The 13,489-nt window shown below is 55.9% G+C and carries 14 protein-coding genes; 5 read left to right on the forward strand and 9 right to left on the reverse strand.

Annotation, left to right across the window (positions count from 1 at the left end; translation table 11 throughout):
- Window positions 1–33: 33 nt before the first annotated feature.
- Entirely contained in the window at window positions 34–429 is a 396-nt protein-coding gene (locus tag EBA31_RS11605) for a nuclear transport factor 2 family protein (protein ID WP_046373681.1), read from the forward strand.
- Here EBA31_RS11605 and EBA31_RS11610 read toward each other — a convergent pair.
- Window positions 426–695, reverse strand: a complete 270-nt coding sequence (locus EBA31_RS11610) for a hypothetical protein (protein WP_044550680.1) — start codon at window positions 693–695, stop codon at window positions 426–428. The two genes, EBA31_RS11605 and EBA31_RS11610, sit on opposite strands and share 4 nt — an antisense overlap.
- A 99-nt stretch (window positions 696–794) precedes the next feature.
- On the reverse strand, window positions 795–1,172 hold the full coding sequence (locus EBA31_RS11615; RefSeq protein ID WP_122079151.1) for a RidA family protein: 378 nt from the start codon (window positions 1,170–1,172) through the stop codon (window positions 795–797).
- A 143-nt stretch (window positions 1,173–1,315) separates the two neighbouring features.
- On the opposite strand from EBA31_RS11615, the gene EBA31_RS11620 reads away from it, so the two are divergent.
- Window positions 1,316–2,170, forward strand: a complete 855-nt coding sequence (locus tag EBA31_RS11620) for an aminoglycoside phosphotransferase family protein (RefSeq protein ID WP_020826704.1) — start codon at window positions 1,316–1,318, stop codon at window positions 2,168–2,170.
- Here the strand turns inward: EBA31_RS11620 and EBA31_RS11625 are convergent.
- Entirely contained in the window at window positions 2,135–2,638 is a 504-nt protein-coding gene (locus EBA31_RS11625; protein ID WP_122079153.1) for a cupin domain-containing protein, read from the reverse strand. The genes EBA31_RS11620 and EBA31_RS11625 overlap by 36 nt on opposite strands.
- A 137-nt stretch (window positions 2,639–2,775) precedes the next feature.
- Window positions 2,776–3,969 (reverse strand): benzoate/H(+) symporter BenE family transporter, encoded by a 1,194-nt coding sequence (locus EBA31_RS11630; protein ID WP_122079156.1) that lies wholly within the window; start codon window positions 3,967–3,969, stop codon window positions 2,776–2,778.
- 112 nt (window positions 3,970–4,081) lie between these two features.
- On the opposite strand from EBA31_RS11630, the gene EBA31_RS11635 reads away from it, so the two are divergent.
- On the forward strand, window positions 4,082–4,645 hold the full coding sequence (locus EBA31_RS11635; RefSeq protein ID WP_020826707.1) for a helix-turn-helix domain-containing protein: 564 nt from the start codon (window positions 4,082–4,084) through the stop codon (window positions 4,643–4,645).
- Window positions 4,646–4,803: 158 nt separating this feature from the next.
- Window positions 4,804–6,894, forward strand: a complete 2,091-nt coding sequence (locus EBA31_RS11640; RefSeq protein WP_122079159.1) for a prolyl oligopeptidase family protein — start codon at window positions 4,804–4,806, stop codon at window positions 6,892–6,894.
- 79 nt (window positions 6,895–6,973) lie between these two features.
- On the opposite strand, the gene dtpA is transcribed toward EBA31_RS11640, so the two are convergent.
- The 5 genes from dtpA to rsxD form a co-directional block, all read right to left on the reverse strand.
- Complete coding sequence (gene dtpA, locus EBA31_RS11645; RefSeq protein ID WP_046373676.1) at window positions 6,974–8,494, reverse strand: dipeptide/tripeptide permease DtpA; 1,521 nt, start codon at window positions 8,492–8,494, stop codon at window positions 6,974–6,976.
- Window positions 8,495–9,099: 605 nt separating this feature from the next.
- Window positions 9,100–9,741, reverse strand: coding sequence for an endonuclease III (nth, locus tag EBA31_RS11650; RefSeq protein ID WP_020826710.1), 642 nt, complete (start codon window positions 9,739–9,741; stop codon window positions 9,100–9,102).
- Entirely contained in the window at window positions 9,741–10,439 is a 699-nt protein-coding gene (locus EBA31_RS11655) for an electron transport complex subunit E (protein WP_122079162.1), read from the reverse strand. The genes nth and EBA31_RS11655 overlap by 1 nt, the downstream gene beginning before the upstream one ends.
- Window positions 10,436–11,065 (reverse strand): electron transport complex subunit RsxG, encoded by a 630-nt coding sequence (gene rsxG / locus EBA31_RS11660; RefSeq protein WP_020826712.1) that lies wholly within the window; start codon window positions 11,063–11,065, stop codon window positions 10,436–10,438. Before rsxG ends, EBA31_RS11655 begins: the two co-directional genes overlap by 4 nt.
- A gap of 9 nt (window positions 11,066–11,074) precedes the next feature.
- Entirely contained in the window at window positions 11,075–12,160 is a 1,086-nt protein-coding gene (rsxD, locus tag EBA31_RS11665) for an electron transport complex subunit RsxD (RefSeq protein ID WP_020826713.1), read from the reverse strand.
- Window positions 12,161–12,540: 380 nt separating this feature from the next.
- Between rsxD and EBA31_RS11670 the strand changes: the two genes are divergently transcribed.
- Window positions 12,541–13,434: a helix-turn-helix domain-containing protein gene (locus EBA31_RS11670; protein WP_020826714.1), complete on the forward strand. Its 894-nt coding sequence runs from the start codon at window positions 12,541–12,543 to the stop codon at window positions 13,432–13,434.
- Window positions 13,435–13,489 lie beyond the last annotated feature (55 nt).

Here is a 13,489-nt window from a genome sequence, read left to right on the forward strand (position 1 = left end):
GGAATATCCTGCAGACGCCACCGGAGAAAGATCATGCCTACGAATCTTGAAATTGTACGCGCCACCTATGAGGGCGGCAGTGCCGAAGAGAATGGCCGCAACCTGCTGGCAGCGCTGGCGCCAGATGCCGAGTGGACCGAAGCGGCGGGGTTTCCTTATGCCGGCACCTATATCGGCCCGCAGGCGATATTCAAAAATGTTCACCAGCGTTTGGGGACGGAATGGCAGGGCTATCGCGCCGATGTCGACCACTTCTATGATGCCGGCGAAACCGTGATTGCGCAGGGGTTCTACCATGGCACCTACGCGGCCACCGGAAAGTCCTTCACCGCATCCTTTGCGCATATTTACCAGCTGCGCGCGGGAAAAATCGTTAAGTTCGTGCAAATCGTCGACAGCGCAAAAGTGCTAGAAGCAATGCAGGACTAAAGGCCGCTGTGCTTGCCAAATTTGCGATCGTACTCCCGCCGATAACCGCGCGCTTTGTTGCGATCGCGGATCCACAAATATCCGCACACCAGCGCAACGGCGCCTGAAAAGGTAATGTTGCGCATATCCCGGTCATAAAAAAATACCAGTATAGCGTCCAGCGCCGCGATAAAGGCAATCCACTTATACATGTGGGATTGCCGACGCGTGGCGGCGTTGAGGCGCTTTAATTGTCTGGCTTCGTGCATAACCGGCTTTTGCTGCATTAACGTCTCGGCGGTAATAAAGTTCCTAGCTGTAAATTAGCAGAATAGTCCCAATGGCGGCAAAGGGTAACGCACGCGATGCCTACGGGCACCTTACGTTCACAGCGCCAGAACGGCTTCGATCTCAACGCTGACCTGTGGCGAGAACAAGGCGCTGACCGCGACCAGTGAGCAGGCCGGAAGCGCGCCGTCGCAATAGTCAAACAGTATCGGCCGGATGGCCGGCAAATCGCCGATATCGGTTAGAAACACGGTTATTTTAATCAGCGCTTTGAGGTTCGTGCCCTCTGTGGCGGCGATGGTTGCCAGTTGCTCCAGAATCGCCTGCGTCTGTTGCTGGGTCGTTTGCCCCTGAGCCTCGGTGGCAAATGCCGTCAGGCCGGAAACATACAGCGTATCCCCGTGGCGTACGGCATGGACATAGGGCCCCCCCGGCGTAGGCAGATGCGGATAATTAATACGCTTTAATGATGTCATGGTAAAAACCCCGAGAGATAAATTAAAAAAGTAAACAAACTTGGTTAGGATAGTGCGATGAACATCGGAAGTACGCTGCGATATATTGATTTTTAATAATATCACTACCATTCATTTATAACTGTGAAGGACGTTTCAGGGTAATGAATTCGGCCTTAATTCCTTACATGCAACGCTGGCAGTTACAGCCCGACGGCCAGGCGTTTGAAACTCACAGCAGCCTGCTGATGCCCGTTCGCTATCAGGGGGCCGCCGCCATGTTGAAAATAGCCCGCGAACAGGAAGAAAAATTCGGCGGTTTATTGATGTGCTGGTGGCAGGGCGAAGGTGCTGCGCGGGTGCTGGCCTGGCATGAGGATGGGATCTTACTGGAGCGTGCGCAAGGCAGCCGCTCGTTGCCGCAAATGGTGCGCGATGGCGACGATCGTCAGGCGACGGAAATTCTTTGCCAGGTTGTTGCCCGCCTGCATGCACCACGTGCCGAACCCTTACCGGAACTCATTCCTTTGCACCAATGGTTTAACTCACTGTGGCCGGCGGCGCAGGCACACGGTGGCATGCTGCGCCTCAGCGCCAGGGTGGCCGCAGAATTGCTGACCAGCCCGCGTGAACAGACCGTGTTGCACGGAGATATACATCATGACAACGTGCTGGATTTCGGTGAGCGTGGCTGGCTGGTGATCGACCCTAAACGCCTTTATGGCGAACGCGCATTCGACTACGCCAACATCTTCTGCAACCCCAACTACGGCATTGCTACTGACCCAGACATTTTTCAGCGGCGAGTCGTGCAGATCTGTCAACTGGCCGGGCTGGAGCGCCAGCGTCTGCTGCAGTGGATCCTTGCCTGGGCAGGGCTGTCCGCCGCCTGGTTCATGGAGGACGGCGAAGCGGCGGATATCGATTTCCGTGTCGCCGAGCAGGCGGCGCTCGCACTGGGCCTGTCGTTACCGGAAGGGGATTCAGGGTTCATCCTGCCAATAATCGAGCGACGCTGAAGGGCGCTGTAAATAGCGTACCGTTTCACCATTTTGGTCCACGGCCATCGCCTGAAATTTGCCTGAGTCAGGATATTCCACCAGTTCGGGCTGCTCGCGGGTGCTGACAGACAGATATTTCAGCGGCGCATCCGACGTGTTGATGATCTGATGCGGGTATTCCGGGCCCGGCGGAATGAAAATAACGTCCCCGCTTTTGATCGGCAGCCGCTCCCCGGCAACCCGTAAGGTGCCGGTCCCCTCCAGCACGATGAACATCTCCTCCTGCGCATAGTGGAAGTGATAAGGGCATGAACGCATGCCCGGGGCTACCACGTCGATAGAAGCCCCCAGTTTTTTGGCTGCGGTACCGGTGCCCAAACGGGCGCCGATGCTGTCATACAGCGGTGGACGGCTGTCGTGTGATTTCTCGACCTGGTCGAAATTACGGATCAGACGCTGGGCTAACAGCGTGGCATGCTCATTCATAAACATCCTCGTGACAATGTCACTTAGTGATTGACGATGGCAGTAGAAAACCGTCGATGGTTCCCCATCAGTTAAGCAGAAGATCGCTAAAGGGGGAACATTGACGGAGGGACTAAAGCACCTTTCAACCTGCGGACTTAATTCTCGCTGCGGTTCGCGCGGTGTGGCAGTGAAAGGATGATATGAGCGATGGCCCCCCCAATAATCCCCCAAAATGCCGAGCCGACGCCGAGCAGCGTCACGCCGGACGCGGTGATCAGGAAAGCGATCAGCGCGGCATCACGTTGCTTTTCATCTTGCAATGCGCGTTGCAGACTCCCGGCAATGGTGCCCAGCAGCGCCAGCCCGGCAATGGTGTGGATCAAGGCGGCGGGCAATGCGCTGAACAACATGCCGATAACGCCGCCGAAGGCACCGGCCAGCAGGTAAAATACCCCGGCGGCAGCGGCGGCCATATAGCGGCGCTGCGGATTCGGATGCACGTCAGGCCCCATGCAGATCGCGGCGGTTATAGCGGCGATACAAACCGAAAACCCGCCGAACGGCGCCAGCAACAGTGCAGTCAGCGCCGTCCAACTAATCAACGGCGAGGTGGGAACGCTGTAGCCGGCGGCCTTGAGGGTGGCGATGCCAGGGGCATTTTGTGACGCCATAGTGACCACGAAGAAAGGCACACCAATCCCTAACAGCGTAGACGCACTAAAGTGTGGCGCAATAAACTCCGGCATGGCGAACGCCAACGGTTGCTGCGCAAGATGGATGTTACCTTGCAGCGCCGCAATCGCCAGGCCGGTCAACAAGGTCAGGACGATCGCGTAGCGGGCCAGATAACGGCGAGTTATCAAGTACACCAGCCCCATCCCGGCACTGAGTACGAAATTCACCTGTAGCGAAGCGAAGGCATCCAGGCCAAAGCGCAGCAGGATCCCCGCCAGCATCGCCGCCGAAATTGCCTGAGGGATGTAATCCATCAACCGGGCAAACAGCCCGGTCACGCCGCACAGCAGGATCAGCCCGGAGGCAAAGATGAAAACGCCAATCGCTTCGTTGAGTGGGGTTCCTGGCAGACTGGTGACCAGCAGCGCGGCGCCGGGCGTCGACCATGCGGTCAGGATCGGCGTGCGGTAATACAGGGACAGTCCGAGGGAGGTGATGCCCATCCCCAGCCCCAACATGGTCAGCCAGCCGCCAATCTGCATTGGTGTCGCACCGGCGGCCGCGGCCGCCTGAAAGATAATGGCGGCAGAACTGGTGTAACCGACCAATACCGCAACGAACCCGGCCATCACGGCGGGCAGGGACAGATGACGCAAAGAGAGGGCTGGGCGCATGGCTGACTCCGGCAACGGTCGTGCGTTATAACGCACAGTGAAGCGGCAGCATAGCACCGTGCGTTATAGCGCACAAGTGGCTATAATCAGCCGAAAAGCAAGGGAGAAAAACATGCAGGAATTGTCCGGTCATCTGGCACAAACGCTTCGTTCTTTGCGCGTGCAGCGCGGTTGGAGCCTGAATCAGGCGGCGGAAAATACCGGCGTCAGCAAGGCCATGCTGGGGCAGATCGAACGCGGAGAATCCAGCCCAACGGTGGCAACACTGTGGAAAATTGCGACCGGGTTTAACGTGGCGTTCTCTGCGTTTCTCGAGATCTCACCGCTGCAACAGCAGGCCACGCTGCACCGCTATGGCGATGCGCCAGTGTTTAATCAATACAACGCCGATATGCGCGTCGTCCCGTTGTTTCCATTCGATCGCCAACTGGGGTTCGACATGTTTGTCATCGATCTGGCTCCAGGGGCGCTCAGCGAGTCTTCTGCACATGAGCCGGGGGTGATCGAGCATGTGATTGTCATCAGCGGCGAGCTGGAGCTGGCCGTCGACGGGCAGTGGTATCACTTGAGCAGCGGCGAGGCGATGCGCTTTCAGGCCGATCGGCCACATGCTTACCGCAATGCCAGCCAACAGACGGTACGCATTCACGATCTGATCCATTACCCTAAATTTTGATTCAACGGCGTGGGCGCAGGCTTTGACTCTGCGCCGCCAAACGCCTACCTTGTTGAAAATGAGTCTTATTAACTTTCAAAGGGAGATTGAACTTGCCAGTCACCAACCGACGCCAGTTTATTAAACTCAGCGCACAAACCGCAGGAGCCGTATTCGCGATGACTTCATTACCCAACAGTATCCGCCTGGCGATGGCGGCAGAAGGGGGCACCAGCGCCGCCGACCAATTCTTGTGGCTGGAAGAGCTGCAGGGCAAAGCCGCACAGGCATGGATCAAGCAGGAAAACCAACGCACCACCGCGCGTTTTGCCCAGGGCGAAGGTTTTCGTCAGGTGGAAAAGCAGGTGCTGGCCATTCTGAATAAAGAGAGCCAAATTCCGTGGGTCACCAAGCGGGGTGAGTACTATTACAACTTTTGGCAGGATCAAACCAATCCACGCGGCCTGTGGCGACGGACCACCTTGCAGGAATATCGCAAGGATCAACCGAACTGGGAAACGGTGCTGGATATAGACGCGTTGGGCAAGGCCGAAGGCAAAGATTGGGTGTTCCATGGCTCGCAGTCGCTGGCTCCCGAATACCGTTATTGCCTGCTGGAGCTGTCGCCGGACGGCGGTGACGCCACCGAAATCCGTGAATTCGATCTGGTGACCAAGCAGTTTGTTAAAGACGGCTTTGTGCTGCCGGTGGCGAAAAGTCAGGCCTCGTGGATTGATAAGGATACGCTGTTTGTCGCCACGGATTTTGGCGCGGGATCCATGACTCAATCAGGTTATGCGCGCATTGCCAAACGCTGGCGGCGCGGCACGCCGTTGAGCGCGGCTCAAACGCTGTATGAAGCGCAACCGCAGGATATGGTGGTGTATGCCTATCATGACCATACGCCAGGCTTTGAGCGAAACTACGTGGGCCGCAGCCTGGATTTCTATCGCCGCGAAACCTATCTGCTGACCGCACAAGATCAGAAAATCAAAATTGATATTCCCGCCGACGCCGAGTTCAGCACCCACCGCGAGTGGCTGTTGGTTAAGCCGAGCAGCGACTGGCAGGTGGGGGAGACGCGCTATCCTTCCGGTGCATTATTGGCGACCCATTTTGACGATTATCTGGCCGGCAAGCGTGAATTTACGGTGTTATTCACCCCGACCGCGCAGGTGGCGTTAAGTGGCTACAGCGCCACGCGCGATCACCTGATCCTCAGCATCATGGACAACGTGGTAAACCGGTTGGAAGTGCTGACGCCGCAAGAGAATGGCTGGCAGCGCAAGCCGCTGGGCAAACCGGGGGCAATCAGCACTCTGTCCGCCGGCGGCATTGATGAAGAGACCAACGATTACTTCCTGACTCTCAGCGGCTTCCTGCAGCCGACCTCTTTGTACATGGGCAATCTGGACGGCGGGGAGCCGGAACTGCTTAAGCAAGGACCGCAGGATTTTGACGCCAGTGGTTATCAGGTCAGCCAGCATTTCGCTACCTCAAAAGACGGTACGCGGGTGCCGTATTTCCAAATATCGGCCAAGGACATCAAGCTGGACGGCAGCAACCCTACGCTGCTGTACGGTTATGGCGGGTTTGAGGTGTCGCTCACGCCGGGTTACATGGGAGCCAAGGCGCCGGCCTGGCTGGAGCGTGGCGGGGTGTACGTCGTGGCCAATATTCGCGGCGGTGGTGAGTATGGTCCAGCCTGGCACCAGGCGGCGCTTAAGCAAAACCGTCATCGTGCCTATGAGGACTTTGCCGCAGTGGCGGAGGATCTGATTGCACGAAAAGTGACATCGTCACAACATCTGGGAGCCCGTGGCGGCAGCAACGGCGGCTTACTGGTAGGCAACATGCTGACGCTGTACCCGCAGCTGTTCGGTTGCATCGTCTGTGAAGTGCCGTTGCTGGATATGCAACGTTATACCCAGCTTTCCGCCGGGGCTTCATGGATTGCCGAATACGGCGACCCGAGCAAAGCGGAAGAGTGGGCATACATCAAGACGTTCTCGCCGTATCACAACATCAAAGCCGATGTACCTTATCCGCCGGTGCTGTTTTATACCGCCACCAGTGATGACCGGGTCAACCCGTCGCACGCGCGTAAAATGGCGGCGCGGATGCAGCAGATGGGCTACCAGCAGGCCTATTTCTATGAGAATACCGAGGGTGGGCACAGTGCGGCGGCAGACAAACAACAGGCCGCGTTCCACGGTGCGTTGGTCAGCGAGTTCATGTGGACTAACCTGAGCGCTAAACCGAAGGTCTGAATCTCGCAGGACGAGAGATAAAAAAGCCGGGGCAAATGATTGCCCCGGCTTTTTATTGCGATGAAAAACTCGCCGGCGATCAGTTGGCCGCAGCGGCCGCCTGTGCTTTCTTGTTGGTATCTTCAGCGGTGTCCAGCGTCATGCGGTACAGCTTCGGCGCGGTCAGCATCATCAGGATGGCGATCACGGCAGTAGCGATACCGATTTGCATAAACACGTGGCTGTAGATAGCCAGCGAAGCGTGCGCGTCGTTAACGTTGCTAGGCACGGCGGTCAGACCGGCGACCTTACCGGCAATCAGCGCGGCAGCGGCGGTGGTCAGGAACCAGGAACCCATGATAAAGCCCATCAGGCGTTGTGGTACCAGTTGCGCCACCATAGCCAGGCCCAGACCGGAGATCATCAGCTCGCCGATACTCTGCAGCGCGTAGCTCAGGATCAGCCAGTTAACCGAAACGATACCCTGTTCGTTGGCAAAGCTGGCACCCCACGGCAGCACCAGGAAGGCACCGGAACACAGGATCATACCGAAAGCGAACTTGTGCGGCATCGGCAGACGGTCACCCATCTTGTTATACAGCGCCGCCAGAATAGGGCTGGCCAGCATGATCCAGAACGGGTTCAGCGCCTGATATTGCTCGGGTTCGAAACCAATACCGAGGATGCTGTGTTCCACGTTGTGGATAGCGAAGAAGTTCAGCGAGGTTGGCATCTGGCTGTAGAGCACAAAGAAGACGACCGCTTCCAGCATCAACAGGAAGGCGACGATCATCTTGCGGCGCGCGGCACCGTGCAGCGCAAAGGTTTCTTTGGCGAACACAATCACGATACCGATGGAGATAATCGCCAGTGCCCAGCGGGCAATCACCTGGTTGTGCAGCAACCAGCTGGAAATGGCTACCAGAGCGACTACGCCCACCAGGACCATCAGCAGCTTTTTCACCTGCAGAGGTTTGAAGTCAGGCTTGGAACCGTGCTGTTTAACCCACTTGTGGCACACCATAAAGTTGACCAGGGTGATCAGCATGCCCACCACGCTCAGTGAGAACGCGACGCTCCAACCGTATTTCGCCGCCAGCCACGGTGTGGCCAACATGGAAAGGAAAGAACCGATATTGACGGACATATAGTACATGGTGAATGCACCGTCCAAACGCGGATCGTCTTTCTCATAGCAGGTTGACAGCAGGGAGGATGGGTTAGCCTTGAACAGGCCGCTACCCACGGCGATGGTCGCCATACCCAGGTACACCCAGAAGATTTCATGGCCGGAGTAGGCCACCATGGCGTAGCCGACGGCCAGCACCAGCGCGCCCAGCACGATCACGCGCTTGGAGCCCAGCACTTTATCTCCGAGCCAGCCACCGATGGCGACAAAGCCGTACACCAGTGCGCTGAAGGAAGAGAACAGGGTAATCGAGTCGGCTTCGCTCAGGCCAAGCATTTTGACCAGATAAACCGCCATGATGCCTTGCAGGCCGTAATAGCCAAAACGTTCCCACAGCTCGATAGAGAAGATCAGGTAAAACGCCTTGGGTTGTTTGAAGGCGTTAAGACTCACGCTTTCAGGTTGTTCGCTGTTGTTGTTTGCTGTTGACACTGGTACCTCTGATTTTTCACTGCCCCGTCCCAGAGAGACGAGAAATTGCAAAAGGTGATGCAGGACTGCATCCTTCTGCGTTGTTATAGGATGGGATGACGGCGGTTAATGTTCACTATCTTTGTCAACGAGGCAAGGCGTTTGTCATATCCTGTTACATATAACGCTCGCGGAGTGAAACAACCATGTTGCAAATGTTATGCAGCATTAACGTTCGTCTTTATTTGCTTTGCCGAGTTTTTGTTTTGATTAAAAGCTATACGGAATTTAAACAGTGATATATTCTGCTGAATGGAGTTTTATTAGTCCATATCAATAGGTGGGGTGATTAATCCATTGGATTGTTGTGCATATGACGCATTTTGTAAAATTATAGAAATTTAAGAAAATGGGGCTGGCGCTTGTGACGGTAATGTGATCTTTAAAACGTGAGGTTTACCGCAATTTTTGACTAATTTTTCGCTTGAAAATAAGCGGGAATTGGGTTTTCTACTGAAATCCGCGAGAACACCAAGGTTACTGCTGCTTGATATCACATTTCCGATAAAAAATAGGTCAATGGGGCGTGAGGAAGAGACGGGCGCTCGTTGCGCCCGGGGGAGCGATCAGGCGTCGGGATAAACCTTCTCGTTAAACTCACAAAGATCTTCAATGATGCAGGAGCCACAGCGAGGTTTACGCGCGATGCAAGTATAGCGGCCGTGCAGGATAAACCAGTGGTGACAATCGACCTTGAACTCGGCCGGCACCACCTTGAGTAGTTTCTCTTCAACCAGATCGACGTTCTTGCCCGGAGCGAAACGGGTGCGATTGCAAACGCGGAAGATATGGGTATCTACGGCAATGGTCGGCCAGCCAAAGGCGGTATTAAGCACCACGTTGGCGGTCTTGCGACCGACGCCAGGCAGGGCCTCCAGCGCGGCACGATCTTCCGGCACCTCGCCGCCGTGCAGCTCTAACAGCATGCGGCAGGTTTTGATCACGTTCTCGGCTTTGCTGTTAAACAGACCGATAGTCTTGATGTAGTCTTTGACGCCGTCGACGCCCAGCGCCAGCAGGGCGGCCGGCGTATTGGCCACCGGATAAAGCTTGGCGGTGGCCTTGTTGACGCTGACGTCGGTCGCCTGTGCGGAGAGCAGCACGGAAATCAGCAGTTCAAACGGCGTGCTGTACACCAGCTCCGTGGTCGGCTGCGGGTTGTTGTCGCGCAGCCGGGTAAGAATTTCCAGCCGTTTTTGCTTGTTCATCAGGCTTTCTCTGTCTGTCCTTGTCCCAGCGTCGGTTCAGCCAGCAAGGCTTTGGCCGTACGCGCTTTCATCCGTTCATCAATCAGGTATTTCAACGCCAACAGCAGGCCCAGGCCGATAAAGGCCCCCGGTGGCAGCATGGCCAACAGGAACGGGCTGTCAAAGTGAACCACTTCAATGCGCAATACCTTGGCCCAACTGCCCAACAGCATATCGGCACCGTCGAACAGGGTGCCGTTGCCCAGCAACTCACGCATCGCGCCTAGCGTCACCATCACGCCGGTTGCCCCCAGGCCGATTGCCATGCCGTCCAGCGCCGACAAACCGATGGGCTTTTTAGAGGCTACCGCTTCGGCGCGGCCAACCACGATACAGTTGGTGACGATCAGGGGAATAAAGATCCCCAGCGATTGATACAGGCCAAAGGCATAGGCATTGATCAACATCTGCACGATGCTGACCGCCGCTGCAATGATCATGACGTAAATGGGAATACGCACTTCATTCGGCACCCAGCGGCGCACCGCGGAAATGGAGCCGTTGGTCAGCGTCAATACCAGGGTGGTCGCCAGCCCAAGTCCGAGGGCGTTGGTCACGGTGGACGTCACTGCCAGCAGCGGGCACATCCCCAGCAGCTGTACCAGTGCGGAGTTGTTCTTCCACAACCCCTGGACAATCAGATCTTTGGCTTCACTCATTCGCTGGCTCCGCACACAGGTAAGCTATCAAGTTTAGGCGGCAGCGTTTCCATATACAATGCCGTGCGCCGAACGGCGTTGACCACCGCGCGCGGTGTGATGGTGGCGCCGGTGAATTGATCGAACATACCGCCGTCTTTCTTCACCGCCCAGCGTTTATCGTCCGGGCCTTCAATTTTCTTGCCGCTGAAGAACGAAATCCAGTTCGAGATACGCAGCTCAATTTTATCGCCCAATCCAGGCGTTTCATGGTGTTCGACCACGCGGGTACCCAGCACGGTGCCGCTGAAATCAGCGCCGACCAGCAGCTGAATAGCGCCGGAATAGCCGTCCGGCGCGGTGGTTTCTACCGCGGCTGCCGTAGGTTGACCGTTTTTACGCGCCAGATACAGGCGGTGAGGGGCACCGTTGCCCAGCGCCGGATCGCTTACCAGGAAGCACTCGGTCTGCATGTCGTTGTCGTAGTGTTCCGGGGGCACCACTTGGTCAAGCAGGGCTTTTTGCTGCAATGCCGCCTGGTGGGCGATGGTTTTTTGCGTCAGGCTATGCACCACCGCGGTCAGACCGGTAGTCACTGCGGCAAACACCGCCAGCGTGGTGCCATGCTTTCTCATTGAATTCAGCATCATGGCTCCTTAGCGATGGCCGTACACGCGTGGCTGCGTGTAGTGGTCGATGAGCGGTACGGTAATGTTGGCCAGCAGAACGGCGAAGGCAACGCCGTCGGGGTAACCGCCATAAACACGGATAAGCCACACCAGCACGCCAATCAATGCGCCATAAATCAGGCGGCCTTTTGGCGTGGTGGAAGCGCTGACCGGGTCGGTAGCAATAAAGAACGCCCCCAACATGCTGGCCCCGGAGAACAGGTGGATCAGCGGCGATGCCTGCTGCAGCGGGTCAAGCCACCAGGCCAGCCCGGAGCACACGGCGATAGCTGCCAGCATGCTGAACGGGATCTGCCAGTGGATCAGGCGGCGAGCCAGCATAAACAGCCCGCCGGCCAGGAAACCGAGGTTGACCCATTGCCAACCGATACCGGCCAGAGCGCCACCAAACAGCGGCTGTTGCAACACTTGTTCGACGCTATGGCCACTGCGCAACCCGGTTTTGAAACCGTCCAGCGGGGTGGCCTGGCTGATACCGTCAATCCCCATCTGCAATTCGTGAATGGTGGCGCCCTGCGCGGTATGGCCGCTGAAGATCGCCAACAGGGTATCCTGGAATGAAAGCGCGGTGGCTCGCAGTTCATCCGGCGGCAGCCAACTGGTCATTTGTACCGGGAAGGCGATCAGCAGCACCACATAGCCGACCATCGCCGGGTTGAACGGGTTTTGCCCGAGGCCGCCGTACAGCTGCTTGGCGATGACGATGGCAAAGAAAGTGCCGATGACAATCATCCACCAGGGGGCCAGTGGCGGCAGGCTGATGCCCAACAGCAAGGCGGTCAGCAGGGCAGAATTATCTGCCAGACGCGTGCGAACCGGCAGCTTGCGCAAGGCGAGGATAGCGCCTTCCGCCAGCAGGGCGACCAACATCGCCAGGGCGGTTTGAATCAGAGTACCGTAGCCAAAGAACCACACCTGCGCCGCGACACCGGGAATACAAGCCAGCATGACCCACAGCATAATACGGCTGGTGCTTTGCTGGTTATGGGTGAAAGGAGAACTGGCGATGTGCAAGCCTTTGGCGGCTGTTTGTTGTACCGGCCTGAACTTCATAGAATAACTACACCTATCTTTGCCGTGCATCGGCAGGTTCAACGCGCCTCTCAGAGGAGCCGCAGGAAAAATTATAGCGCTGCATTCTACCTGAATCACTGCGAGGGTAATACGTCTTAATTGTGCGGGTATTCGGCTTTTAGCACGGGGTGTACGCGAGGGGGAAATTTCTAATGGCGCGATTAGATTTTTTTTGCCGAGAAAAGCGGGGTAGTTTGGTCAGTCAAAACAAAAATCGTCGGCATCACTGGCCGACAACAGGCGATAACCACTGGATTTGCAGGGTATTTCAGGGCCTTTTTTTCGCACAAAATAACAACTTTTGCATAATCTATGTGGGTTATTATCCCGTGTATTATTAAGTTAGTGAATGTACATTAATGACAAATGAAGATGTATTTTTTATTGAAGAACTGATTGAGTGGGTTGAGATACATCTGGAGAAACGGCCTAATCTGGACGAAGTCGCGCGTATTTCCGGCTATTCCAAGTGGCATCTGCAACGCAAGTTTAAACGCATCACCGGCATTCAGCTCGCCACCTATATCCGTTCACGTATTCTGACGCGTGCAGCGGTGGCGTTACGTATCACCCACCGTTCTATCATCGATATTTCAGACGAACTGGGCTTTGATTCCCAACAAACCTTCACCCGCATGTTCAAACAGCGTTTCGACACCACGCCCAATCGTTATCGTTCGATGGACACCTGGGATGTGAAAAACCTGATGCCGCGCTTTAGTTTCGATGCCAATTTCGCAGCCGATTATTACCCAGAAGTGAAACGCCTGACGTTGCCGGATATGCAGCTGGTGGGTTTTTCGCGCCAGTTGGATTTTGCCTCGGAAGCGGAGATCGAACATTCGTCTTGTATGGCGATGAAGGACGAAATCTTCACCGATTTCTTCCGTGGGCTGAGTGTGGATTGTCATCGGGTTTACAGCATTCATTCCGTGCGAAATCGAGATGATGACGCGTATTCGGCTACCCACATCATGGCAGTGGATCCTGAGAACAAACAGGATATTTTGTCGGGCTACCAGATCGACACTATCCCGATCGCCGGGCGTGAATATATTTCTATTAACCATCTGGGCTCGGCGAAAGAGTGTTCGCAGTTCTTTGCCTATCTGATCACCCACGTGATGCCGGGGCTGCGTAATGAAGTGAAAGGGAGCGTGGAGATGGAAATAATTCAAACCAAGGAGCGGAATCAGGATTCGAAGATGCGCCAGATTGACGTTGATTATACCTATCTGATCTCTATTGATTAGGGCGTGACTCCAAGGGCTGAGACTATTGGAACGCGCCCTGTATTACGAACCGCCT

This window comes from Serratia sp. P2ACOL2 (assembly GCF_003691565.1).
Classification (GTDB): Bacteria; Pseudomonadota; Gammaproteobacteria; order Enterobacterales; family Enterobacteriaceae; genus Serratia; species Serratia liquefaciens.

Bases quoted from the DNA above. Each gene is read 5' to 3' on its own strand.
- EBA31_RS11635 (WP_020826707.1), top strand. From the start codon at position 4,082: ATGCAGGAATTGTCCGGTCATCTGGCACAAACGCTTCGTTCTTTGCGC.
- EBA31_RS11605 (WP_046373681.1), top strand. From the start codon at position 34: ATGCCTACGAATCTTGAAATTGTACGCGCCACCTATGAGGGCGGCAGT.
- EBA31_RS11640 (WP_122079159.1), top strand. From the start codon at position 4,804: ATGACTTCATTACCCAACAGTATCCGCCTGGCGATGGCGGCAGAAGGG.
- EBA31_RS11615 (WP_122079151.1), bottom strand. From the start codon at position 1,172: ATGACATCATTAAAGCGTATTAATTATCCGCATCTGCCTACGCCGGGG.
- nth (WP_020826710.1), bottom strand. From the start codon at position 9,741: ATGAACAAGCAAAAACGGCTGGAAATTCTTACCCGGCTGCGCGACAAC.
- rsxG (WP_020826712.1), bottom strand. From the start codon at position 11,065: ATGCTGAATTCAATGAGAAAGCATGGCACCACGCTGGCGGTGTTTGCC.
- EBA31_RS11655 (WP_122079162.1), bottom strand. From the start codon at position 10,439: ATGAGTGAAGCCAAAGATCTGATTGTCCAGGGGTTGTGGAAGAACAAC.
- EBA31_RS11625 (WP_122079153.1), bottom strand. From the start codon at position 2,638: ATGAATGAGCATGCCACGCTGTTAGCCCAGCGTCTGATCCGTAATTTC.
- EBA31_RS11610 (WP_044550680.1), bottom strand. From the start codon at position 695: ATGCAGCAAAAGCCGGTTATGCACGAAGCCAGACAATTAAAGCGCCTC.
- EBA31_RS11630 (WP_122079156.1), bottom strand. From the start codon at position 3,969: ATGCGCCCAGCCCTCTCTTTGCGTCATCTGTCCCTGCCCGCCGTGATG.
- rsxD (WP_020826713.1), bottom strand. From the start codon at position 12,160: ATGAAGTTCAGGCCGGTACAACAAACAGCCGCCAAAGGCTTGCACATC.
- EBA31_RS11620 (WP_020826704.1), top strand. From the start codon at position 1,316: ATGAATTCGGCCTTAATTCCTTACATGCAACGCTGGCAGTTACAGCCC.
- EBA31_RS11670 (WP_020826714.1), top strand. From the start codon at position 12,541: ATGACAAATGAAGATGTATTTTTTATTGAAGAACTGATTGAGTGGGTT.